9 protein-coding genes and 1 tRNA gene are annotated in these 10563 nt (G+C 45.5%); 6 read left to right on the plus strand and 4 right to left on the minus strand.

Annotation, left to right across the window (positions count from 1 at the left end; genetic code table 11):
• Positions 1-111 precede the first annotated feature (111 nt).
• The 3 genes from H6G03_RS01000 to dndB are packed head-to-tail and all read left to right on the plus strand — an operon-like array spanning position 112 to position 1721.
• Entirely contained in the window at positions 112-351 is a 240-nt protein-coding gene (locus H6G03_RS01000) for a hypothetical protein (RefSeq protein ID WP_190461120.1), read from the plus strand.
• Entirely contained in the window at positions 320-598 is a 279-nt protein-coding gene (locus tag H6G03_RS01005) for a hypothetical protein (protein WP_190461122.1), read from the plus strand. Before H6G03_RS01000 ends, H6G03_RS01005 begins: the two co-directional genes overlap by 32 nt.
• Positions 599-656: 58 nt before the next feature.
• Entirely contained in the window at positions 657-1721 is a 1065-nt protein-coding gene (gene dndB / locus H6G03_RS01010) for a DNA sulfur modification protein DndB (protein ID WP_199315064.1), read from the plus strand.
• Between the two features lie 47 nt (positions 1722-1768).
• Here the strand turns inward: dndB and H6G03_RS01015 are convergent, their stop codons facing one another.
• Positions 1769-2950, minus strand: a complete 1182-nt coding sequence (locus tag H6G03_RS01015) for a DNA sulfur modification protein DndB (RefSeq protein WP_190461125.1) — start codon at positions 2948-2950, stop codon at positions 1769-1771.
• Positions 2951-3149: 199 nt separating this feature from the next.
• On the opposite strand from H6G03_RS01015, the gene dndC reads away from it, so the two are divergent.
• From dndC to dndE, 3 genes are all read left to right on the plus strand, one after another.
• The gene (gene dndC, locus H6G03_RS01020; RefSeq protein ID WP_190461127.1) at positions 3150-4808 is read left to right on the plus strand and encodes a DNA phosphorothioation system sulfurtransferase DndC; all 1659 of its coding nucleotides are present in this window, start codon (positions 3150-3152) and stop codon (positions 4806-4808) included.
• Positions 4809-5124: 316 nt separating this feature from the next.
• Positions 5125-7119, plus strand: a complete 1995-nt coding sequence (gene dndD / locus H6G03_RS01025) for a DNA sulfur modification protein DndD (RefSeq protein WP_190461129.1) — start codon at positions 5125-5127, stop codon at positions 7117-7119.
• A 106-nt stretch (positions 7120-7225) separates the two neighbouring features.
• On the plus strand, positions 7226-7627 hold the full coding sequence (gene dndE, locus H6G03_RS01030; RefSeq protein ID WP_190461130.1) for a DNA sulfur modification protein DndE: 402 nt from the start codon (positions 7226-7228) through the stop codon (positions 7625-7627).
• 87 nt (positions 7628-7714) lie between these two features.
• Here dndE and H6G03_RS01035 read toward each other — a convergent pair.
• From H6G03_RS01035 to murA, 3 genes are all read right to left on the minus strand, one after another.
• Positions 7715-7798, minus strand: a tRNA-Leu gene (locus H6G03_RS01035).
• On the minus strand, positions 7777-8655 hold the full coding sequence (locus H6G03_RS01040) for a M48 family metallopeptidase (protein ID WP_190461132.1): 879 nt from the start codon (positions 8653-8655) through the stop codon (positions 7777-7779). Before H6G03_RS01040 ends, H6G03_RS01035 begins: the two co-directional genes overlap by 22 nt.
• Positions 8656-8886: 231 nt before the next feature.
• On the minus strand, positions 8887-10260 hold the full coding sequence (murA, locus tag H6G03_RS01045; RefSeq protein WP_322111828.1) for a UDP-N-acetylglucosamine 1-carboxyvinyltransferase: 1374 nt from the start codon (positions 10258-10260) through the stop codon (positions 8887-8889).
• Positions 10261-10563 lie beyond the last annotated feature (303 nt).

Here is a 10563-nt window from a genome sequence, read left to right on the forward strand (position 1 = left end):
TTTAAAAATATATGGATATGCAATAATAAAGATAATGGAGATGGAATTGGTGATGCACAATTTAGCTATTATGTCAATATGTCATAAGAAAATTTCATTCGATCGCTAACGATGACACAGACACCAAGCAATAACGGCAATTCCACCAGATTAGACCGAATTGAGGCAATTTTAGAACGCACGGTAGAAGATACTAGCGAATTGCGATCGGCCCTCACCCAGCTTACGGCCCAAACGGTAGCGGATAGAGAAGCAGATGAACGAATTGCGATCGGCTTTGGCCCAATTCACCGGGCGGGTAAACAACTTGGTCGAGAGAATGGGACGATACCAGGAGGAAACTGCGTTTAATAACTCTGAATTAGTGCGAGGACAAGCAATGATGACCGACCCCGACCTAATCAGAGAACTTACATTACGACAAATGCAAAGTGATGAGAGACAAATGCAACTCGAACAAAGTCAAGTGCGACTGGAACAAACTCAAGCGCAAATAGCACAAACTCAAGAACAAATGAGAGAAATGCAGGCATCTATACTAGCAGCACAAGAGAGACAAGAACGCATTTTAGATTATTTAATCCGCCGCAGCGAGTAATTTAAGGAAAATATAACCATGACACAAGCACAAATTCAACTGAAAGAAGAGAGCGAAAATGCTTAAAATTTCTTCTCCATCTTTTGAATATATTTTACCAGTCATTCGGGGAATTCAGTCAGGACGGGAATACTACGTTTCTATGTGTCCCGTGCGATTGTTGCCGAAACTTTTTCCATTAGATGAACAGGAAACGCCGCCAGAGATGAGGGCAAAGCGCACTCTCAACCGCCAACGAGTGCCAGAAATTGCTAAATATATTGTGAACAATCCTAAGCACTATATTTTTTCGGCAATCACCGCATCAATTGATGCGGATATCACCTTTGAACCTATCGGAACGGAAGCGGAAGGCAGAAAAATTGGTCGCTTGCGCGTGCCGATGGATGGAAAGTTGATTATTAATGACGGACAACATCGAAAAGCGGCGTTAGAAATGGCGCTGAAAGAAAATCCAGAATTAGGATATGAGACGATCGCACTTATTATATTCTTAGATATCGGACTGGAACGATCGCAACAAATATTCGCCGACCTCAATCGTTACCCAGTGCATCCCGACCCCTCTTTAAATATCTTGTACGATAATCGAGATAAATATGCTAAAATAGTTAGAGAAGTTGTCAAGCAAGTAGCAGTTTTCCGCAGTTTGACAGATTGCGATCGCAGTACCCTCTCCACCCGTTCCAGTAAACTATTCACACTCAACAGCATATATAATGCTAATCTGGCCTTTTTAGCTAATCATCGGGATGGGGAATGGGAGAGTGCGATCGCAATTGCAGTACGTTTCTGGAATACTGTTAGCAGCAATATACCAGATTGGCAACAAGTTTTATACAAAAAAGTCAGCGCCAGCGAAATGCGACGGGACTACATTCACTCTCACCCCACCGCGCTTACCGCATTAGGCGCAACAGGCGCAACACTCCTCTCCCTTTATCCAGATAACTGGGAAAATCATCTTGCTGGATTGGCACAAATTGACTGGTCGCGTTTTAATGTAGATTGGGAAGGGAAGGTTTTGTCTAAAAGTGGCATTTCTCAGTCCCGCAGCAGCGTTAATTTTATGACTGCTTATATTAAAAAGCGATTGAATTTGCCACTAGCTGCGGATGAGTGATGGAGAATTCCCTTTCTTTAAACCGCAGATGAACGCAGATGTGTTAATTATATCCATCCCAGATGAGCTTTTGCCGTATTGACTGCTATTCTTATCCCACTAGCATTTGCTGTTATTTTGTAAGACTTATTTTTATTTTCAGAATTTGGGTTATATAAAACAACATTCCCGTTCCAAAGATGACTTTTTTTGGCCCAATCAAGTTGAGCTATTTCTGAAGTTTTTTCATCAATAAAATAATTGTTTTCTTTGTCATAGATACAGTATAACAGCCGCCCTAGAATTTCTAGACCAACGCTCCATCCCAAAATACAATTTTCCTTAAATGCAGCCACTTCTTCAACTGTCAATTCTTGAACGTTGGTTTCAAAAATATCTCGCGTATCTCTGCATTCCGAGAAAAACTGATTTAGGCATATAACCAAAGCTTCAGACGTATCATCAACATCATAATCTTTAAGTTCATTATTTGGGTCGTCACCCAAAGCACAACTCACAAATCTAGCTATGTAATTAGTTGTATAAATCAGCCTCTTTTTGGTATCTGGAGAAGCTTTAATTTTTTCTGTTTTACCCTGAAACATTCCTACTCGTTCAAGTAGGTTTTTTGTAATGCCAACCCGACCTTCAAATTCACCGAAGGATAAAAGCAAGGATTTATGCAATTTTTCTGTCTGAGCCATATCTCGGAAGTCTGTTTGGCACTGGTTAAAATCTCCCTCTAAAACCAGGGTTATCGGGAAATCATTATCAGCAATATATTTTGCTTCCTGACCTTCCATCAATTCGTGGATAGCACGCTTGCGATGCTGTCCATCTGTAATATCTAATTTAACGCCACGGGGAATAACTACTAGACAAATTCCCCTCCCCAGTTCGATTATATCTATCTCATTTCGAGCAACATTCGCCGTCAGTGTTCCCAGAATCCAGGGTTTCCCTTTTCTAGCCCGTTTAAGAATATAGTCTTTAATTTCTTGGGTATGACCTTTAACTTCTGGCCGATTTTTACCGGAATCCGGATTGTTGTCTGTGGATGGTTTTGCTTGCAGAAGGGTAGGTAAGTCATGAGCAGGGACATTGATTTGCACCATTTTCCGCTTTCCCTGCTCGAAAACTAACCCAGGGTAACATTTATTACGGTGATGCTTGGCAAAAAGGCCCTCAAACACCTGAGCTATTTGCTCTTTCGGATCTGGATCGGGCCGGGAGGTGTTGATTTCTGGCATATAAGACGATTATATAGATAGGTGAAAACCTATTGAGTCATTATAACCACTATTGGGGGCACACACCAGAGATGGCATCTACCAAGCAGCCTAACGACAACAGACAAACAACTTTGGTTGCAGCAAAATCAGCTGATAATACCATAAACAGTAAAAATAAGCAAGCAGGGAGTTTTCAGACGTGACAGAAATCCACCAGATGTCACTATTCCCGCCGCGCACTGTTGAGGAGTTAGTGGAAGATATAGAAATGCTAACTCAAGAAATCCAAGAATTGTATTCTTTGGATGAGATACCTTGGGTAATTGGATATAGTGGGGGGAAAGATTCAACAGCAGTATTACAGCTAATCTGGAATGCGATCGCAGCACTTCCGCTAGAAAAGCGGACAAAGAGAATAGATGTCATAACAACAGACACGCTAGTAGAAAATCCCATCGTATCAAATTGGGTTCGTAATTCTATCGAGCGAATGAAGGCTGCTGCTCAAGAAGCGAAGATGCCTATAGAACCTCATTTGCTACATCCAGAGTTGACAGAAACATTTTGGGTCGGTGTGATTGGGAAAGGCTACCCAGCACCTAGAGGTAAGTTTCGTTGGTGTACTGAACGCCTTAAAATTAATCCATCTAACCGTTTTATTCGTGATGTTATCCGCAACAGCGGTGAAACTATACTTGTGTTAGGTACTCGTAAAGCTGAAAGCACAAAACGTGCCTACAGAATGAAAAAAATGGAAGCAAAACGAGTACGCGATCGCCTCAGCCCCAATATGAACTTACCAAACTCTCTGGTTTATAGCCCTATTGAAGATTGGCGTGATGATGAAGTTTGGCTTTATCTGATGCAGTGGCAAAACCCTTGGGGACACAGCAACAAAGATTTATTTGCTATGTATCGGGGTGCTAGTGCTGATAATGAATGTCCGCTAGTCGTTGATACTTCTACTCCTAGTTGTGGTAGTTCTCGTTTTGGATGTTGGGTTTGCACTATGGTCAGTCAAGATAAATCTCTGACGGCAATGATCCAGAATGATGAAGAAAAAGAGTGGTTACAGCCTCTACTTGATTTTCGTGTTGAATTGGATGTTGAAGATAGTCGCGATCGAAGAGATTTTCGACGCCGTACTGGTAATGTCCAACTTTATGAGCGTAATTTAGAAGGGGAAATATCTATAGAGCCTATTCCAGGCCCTTATACTAAAGAAGCGCGAGAGTATTTGCTAAGGCGGCTTCTAACTGTTCAAACCGAAATTCGTCGTAAAGCACCCCCAGAAATGCGCGACATCACCCTCATCACCCATGAAGAACTCAGCGAAATTCGTCGCATTTGGCTAGAAGAAAGACACGAATTCGACGACAGCTTACCCAAAATTTACCAAGAAGTGACCGGCGAATTATTCCAAGATACCCGTCCCGGCGTCGAAAGAAGACTTTTGGGAAGCGACGAATGGACAGTTTTAGAAGAAATAAGCGACGGCGATATCATGCACTTAGAACTGATGGCAAAATTACTCGACACCGAACGCCAGTATTACACCAAAACTCGCCGAACGGGAATCTACGACACCCTAGAAAAATGCTTCGATACAAGTGCGCGTTCCAAAGAAGAAGCCATCAATAACGCCCACTACCAGCGCAACGTCAATAATGCCGTCAAAGCCGTCAAAGAAAATCTCGACGACATTTACCAAATCAAACAAATCTTTGCTGGCAAAACCTCCGAAACACCCCAAAAAAATACCGCAAACATCGACAAAATTAAACAAACCGTAGAAAACAAAACCGAACAAAGCAGACAACTATCTTGGGCAGACCTAAAATTCTCAAACAATGACTCCGAAACCCCAGACGAATAAAGTCTGTCTGCCAACTCATCCTCGGACAAAACAAGAGGACGAAAAACTTTGTTTTTACCTACAAATTCTCGCCCTCTTGCTGCGACCCTACACAACATTTTCAATGCAAACTTTCTACTTCTTTCCGGTCAAATATTCGCTCCAAGTAGCACAGCCAATTAAAATATTGCTATAACCGACAAATTGATGACCCCGTGCCCCTACAAAATGTTCGTGTTAAATATTAACATGACAATTCTCAAACACCCCTCTGCGTACCTCCGTGTAAACCTTTGCGTTCCTTTGCGTTAAAAAATTAACCCATCCCAACACCATCGTGATTTTCCTCCAACTCATCCTCCAAAACTTCGGCCCTTATCTCGGCAAACAAATCATCGACCTTCGCCCAGAAAATAACGGCGAAACTCGCCCCATAATCCTGTTTGGCGGTATGAATGGCGGCGGTAAAACGACCTTGATGGACGCGATTCGCCTCGCTTTATATGGAAGTCGCGCCCAATGTTCTACGCGCAATAATCTCGGCTACACCGAATTTCTTTCTCAATGCGTTAACCGCAACACCCCACCCACCGAAAAAGCCCGCATAGAATTAAGCTTTGAACACGTTTACGAAGATAAACTTGCCAAATTTAAAGTTGTCCGCTATTGGGATAAAGACGGAAAAGATACGTTAGGCATCCTTATATATAACCCATTTATCGATGATTGGTATACAGACAAAGCATTAAGCAACACCTGGGACGAATACATCGAAACGCTGCTACCCATCGGCATTTCTAACCTGTTTCTCTTCGACGGCGAACAGGTAAAAGAACTCGCCGAACTGGAAACGCCTCCCCCCCCAGTCGTCGATGCAATTCGTTCTTTATTGGGTTTAGAATTAGCCGAACGCCTTGCTGTTGATTTGGATATTTTAGTCAGCCGCAAACGCAAAGAAATTGCGGGCGCAAAAGAACTCGCTACGCTGGATAAAATCGAACAAAAATTCCAACAACTGATTGCCGAAAAAGAAGTCGCCACGGAAGACCAAAGCAGTACCAATCAAAAAGTAGAATATCAGCAAAACCAAGTCCGCCTAGCGGAAGAAAAATTTCTCTCTGAAGGTGGAAAAATAGCTGCCGAACGCAATCAACTCGACTTACAGCAAAAAGAATTTATCAAACAAACCGATAAATCCCGTCAAGAAATGGTCGAATTAGCCGCTGGCGTGTTGCCTTTGGGCCTGATTTCACCTTTACTTATCCAGGTACAAACCCAAGCCGAAAATGAAAGCCGCCAACAACAAGCGAAACTCGAACGAGATGCGTTAAAAAAAAGAAGCGATCGCCTGCTTAATTATATCACAAAACTGTCATTAAAAACCGAACAATTCGACAAAATTAAAACATTTCTCGATCGAGAATATCAAGAAATCGAACAACTCGCCGACAGCGATGAAAAACCGTGGTTAGCCGCCGACAGCGAAGCCATCAACCAACTCGAAAACCTCCTGCGTTACGAAATCAAAGCCAGCCAAATTGAAGGCGAACAAAAAATCAAACAACTGCGCGAACTAGAACAAGAAATAGAATTTCTGGAAAGACAACTCGCAATTGCCGCCTCTCCAGAAGCCTACGAAAAATTAAAAGCCGATGTCAGACAAGCGCAAAACGAACTAGCCAAAGCCACAGCCGCCCACGAAATGGCAAATCGCCGTTTAGAAGAACTAAAAAAAGAAATCGCCAAAACCCAAAAAGAACTAGAAGAATACAGCCAAGACTACATCAAACTGAGAAACAACCAACACATCATCACCGCTTGCGCCAAAGTGCAAGAATCACTCAAACTCTTCAAAGAAAAACTCACCCTCAAAAAATTGAACAAACTAGAGATAGAAGTAACCCAATGTTTCAGCTATCTCCTGCACAAAACCGACCTCGTACATCGCGTCGTCATCGATACCAACACCTTCAGCCTTTCCCTGTACGACGGACAAGGACAAGCAGTACCCAAACATCGCTTATCAGCCGGAGAAAAACAACTATTAGCCATCGCCTTTTTATGGGGATTGGCGCGAGTTTCCGGACGCCGCTTACCCGTAGCGATAGACACACCATTAGGCAGATTGGATTCCTCACACCGAGGCAATTTAGTAGAGAAATATTTCCCTTCTGCAAGTCATCAAGTAATCTTGCTATCTACCGATACAGAAATAGGAAAAACCGAAGTAGAGAAGTTGAGAGAACAAGATGCGATCGCACGGGAATATCTGTTAAAATATCATCCAAATGAAAGACAGACAATTGTGCAGTCAGGTTACTTCTGGTCATAGATCAGTTGTCAGTTGTCAGTCAATTGTCAATGCTGATTACTTTGGCATAAACCACCGATAAAAATCCAAAATCCAAAATCCAAAATCCAAAATCTAAAATCCATTTATGGAACCCCCCATCAACACCATCAAACTCTCCCAAACAGCCAAAGACCAACTCCTCAAACTGCGACGCTTCACCAAAATCGACCAATGGAACATCCTCTGCCGATGGGCCTTTTGTCGTTCCCTCGCCGAACCATCCATCCCCTCCCCCGTACCCATCATTACCGACAGCAACGTCGAAATGACCTGGAAAGTCTTCGGCGGCGAAATGTCCGATATCCTCTTACTAGCCCTCAAACAACGCTGTCACAACGACGGCTTCGGCTGCGACAAAGAAACCCTCGTCACACAATTTCGCCTCCACCTGCATCGCGGTATCGGCTACCTAGCAGGCGACCCCAATATTAAAAAGATAGAAGATTTAATCGCCCTCTCTGTAAAGGGGCTAGAGCGTCGGGACTAGGGGCTAGGGGAAGAAGAGGAAAGACCAAAGGGAAAATATTAATTCTCTCCCACTCCCCCGCTCCCCCGCTCTCCCACTCCTTAAATATGGGCGGGGAGAGAATCGAACTCTCATAGTATCGCTACCGGCAGATTTTGAGTCTGCTGCGTCTACCAGTTTCGCCACCCGCCCTTGGGTGAAGCTTTATCATTATAACCTTGCTTCCCAGGATTTTGCAAGAGGGTTTGATATTCTTTGCTACTAGCCCAGCGATCGATCTCTCTAGCCCGCAGCACCGGCACCGGATGGGTCAAACCAGCCGTTTGCGCCTCCTTCAGCATTTCCCCCAACTCGCTGTTACTGATATCATCGTAAGCCCTTGCTTGCGCCAAAAACGCATCCAAATTGAGTTGAGGAGCCAACGTAGGCGAACCGCCAGCCAACTTCATCAACAGCGAACTCACCACTTTGGGGTCTTGAATCGCCAATAAAGCCGCGCGATCGCAAGTAAACTCAGCACATCTTACCCACTGCAACATTTGCGTTTGCAGCGTTTGGGCAATCCAACCCCCCAAATTAGGCAGTTGACCCGCAGCCAAAATTATGATATTAGCCAACGTCAAATAAACCCCGTGATCGCACTTTAAGTGGCCCAACTCGTGAGCGATTACCGCCTGAATCTCTGCCGGCGTCAGCAGCTCGAGCAAAGAAGTATGCAGCACCACAAAAGGCTGCTTCCCCCGCATCGCGAAAGTGTAGGCATTCGGCACGGGATGCTGGCGCACATATAGCTGCGGCGGCTCTAAATCCAGCACCTGACAAGCTTCCAACAGCATCTCGTGAAATTGAGGCAGCTGCTTCTCACCCACCAACACGCTAGCCGCAATATTTTCCAAATAAAAAAACTGTTCGGCTACTGGCCCAAGCAGATTCCGCACGATCGCATCAAAACCGGGCAGCTGCTTGAGCGCGTTAGTTGCTTCCAGATCCAGCGGATGACGGAAATAATCTGCTTTCAGACCGATCAGCTGTGTTTTTGGGAAGGACATGGAGCGAAATTACCAGAAACAACAAAATAGTAGCAAACTGGGTCTGACCGACAAACAAATTAGGTAGCTCAAAAGTCCCAGTCGGTCTGCCCCCTACCAAGGATCTTAGTCGCCCTTTTCTGATTTGACCAAAATACACCCTGACAAATCACCAGAACAAAGGCAACCGTTTGGCCTACAGGCAGGCTCCATCAAACTGCCCATAGCGCCCGAATTGGCAATTTCGCGGTTTTATCCACCTAAATTAGCGGTATTTAGGGAAGCTGACTCGCTCTCAGCTTCTTTATCCCCCTTAAGCCGCTGCAACCGGGCTCCCACATTTTGCAACTTGCCAACCAAGTTATCGTAGCCGCGATCGAGGTGCTGCAATCCTTCGATCGTAGTTTTACCGTTGGCTGCCAATCCCGCCAGCACCAAAGCCGCAGAAGCGCGTAAATCCGTAGCCACTACAGGTGCCCCGGATAACATCGGCACACCTCGAACGATCGCAATGTTGCCCTTGACGCGAATATCTGCCCCCATCCGATTCAATTCCGCTACGTGGCGCAAGCGATTCTCGAACACCGTTTCCGTAATCACGCTGTCCCCCTCGCTCAGCGTCAGCAGCGCCATAAACTGCGCCTGCATATCGGTCGGGAAACCCGGATACGGTAAAGTTTCGATATCCGTTGCTACATGGCTGTTTGCGCCAATCACCCGCACACAGGTAGGAGATTCCAGGATTACCTTAGCGCCAATGGCCCGCAGCTTAGCGATCGCCGCAGTCAGATGATCCGGTATTATCGGCGATAAACTCAATTCCGAGTGCGTAATCGCACCTGCCACCAAGAAAGTACCAGCTTCGATGCGATCGGGGATAATGCTGTATTCCACCGAATGCAAGCTTTTCACCCCATCAATGATGATGGTGTTAGTACCAGCACCGCGAATCCGAGCCCCCATCGCCTGACAGAAATTGGCCAGATCCGTAACTTCCGGCTCTTGGGCAGCGTTCTCGATCGTAGTTTCCCCATCTGCCAGGGTCGCTGCCATCATCAACGTTTCCGTAGCGCCCACACTAGGGTAATCCAAGTATATTTTCGCACCCTTCAAGCGAGGATTGCTACCGCTGACATAAGCATGAACCATACCGTGTTCGATTTGAACATCAGCGCCCATCGCTTGTAAACCACGGACATGGAGATCCACAGGTCGGGCACCGATCGCACAACCTCCCGGCAGTGGCACCCTCGCCACCCCCAGACGTGCCAGCAGAGGGCCGATCGCAAAAAAACTAGCCCGCAGTTGCGACACCAGTTCGTAGGGAGCTTGGGATTGTTGGATATCTCGGCCATTGATGTCTAAAACATCACCGTGTTGCTCCATCTTCAAGCCCAAAGCCGCCAGAATCTGAGCCATCCGCTGCACATCCATCAAAGAGGGAACGTTACGCAGACGACAATCTTCCGGACAAAGCAACGCGCCAGCCATGATTGCCAGGGCTGAGTTCTTTGCCCCGCTGATTTGGACGTGTCCCTTAAGAGTCGATCGACCCCAAATTTCCAGGATGGATTTGTCTGCTTCAGGCGAAGCATGAGTGTCTGTTAAACCGATAGAAGAAGTAATTGTCTTATCCTCCCAATATATTTTTTAGGCTTGTACAGCTTCTTCAAATTTGGTTTAGATTCTACAGGAAACTTTCCAGATGTCCATAGGTGTTGAAAATTTTTAGGGATTAGGGCGTCAGGATTAGGGCGTCGGGAAGAGGGAAGAGGGAGAGCGGGAGAGGCATAGCGGGAGAGGGAAGAGGGATAGCGATAGGGAAAAGATGTATTCCCCCACTCCCCCACTCTTCCCTAGCCCCTAGCCCCTAGCCCCTAGCCCCTAACCCCTAACCCCTAACCCCTAACCCCTAACCCCTAACCCCTA

This window comes from Aerosakkonema funiforme FACHB-1375 (assembly GCF_014696265.1).
GTDB lineage: Bacteria > Cyanobacteriota > Cyanobacteriia > Cyanobacteriales > Aerosakkonemataceae > Aerosakkonema > Aerosakkonema funiforme_A.

Bases quoted from the DNA above. Each gene is read 5' to 3' on its own strand.
- H6G03_RS01000 (WP_190461120.1), top strand. From the start codon at position 112: ATGACACAGACACCAAGCAATAACGGCAATTCCACCAGATTAGACCGA.
- H6G03_RS01040 (WP_190461132.1), bottom strand. From the start codon at position 8,655: ATGTCCTTCCCAAAAACACAGCTGATCGGTCTGAAAGCAGATTATTTC.
- dndE (WP_190461130.1), top strand. From the start codon at position 7,226: ATGGAACCCCCCATCAACACCATCAAACTCTCCCAAACAGCCAAAGAC.
- H6G03_RS01015 (WP_190461125.1), bottom strand. From the start codon at position 2,950: ATGCCAGAAATCAACACCTCCCGGCCCGATCCAGATCCGAAAGAGCAA.
- H6G03_RS01005 (WP_190461122.1), top strand. From the start codon at position 320: ATGGGACGATACCAGGAGGAAACTGCGTTTAATAACTCTGAATTAGTG.
- dndC (WP_190461127.1), top strand. From the start codon at position 3,150: ATGTCACTATTCCCGCCGCGCACTGTTGAGGAGTTAGTGGAAGATATA.
- dndB (WP_199315064.1), top strand. From the start codon at position 657: ATGCTTAAAATTTCTTCTCCATCTTTTGAATATATTTTACCAGTCATT.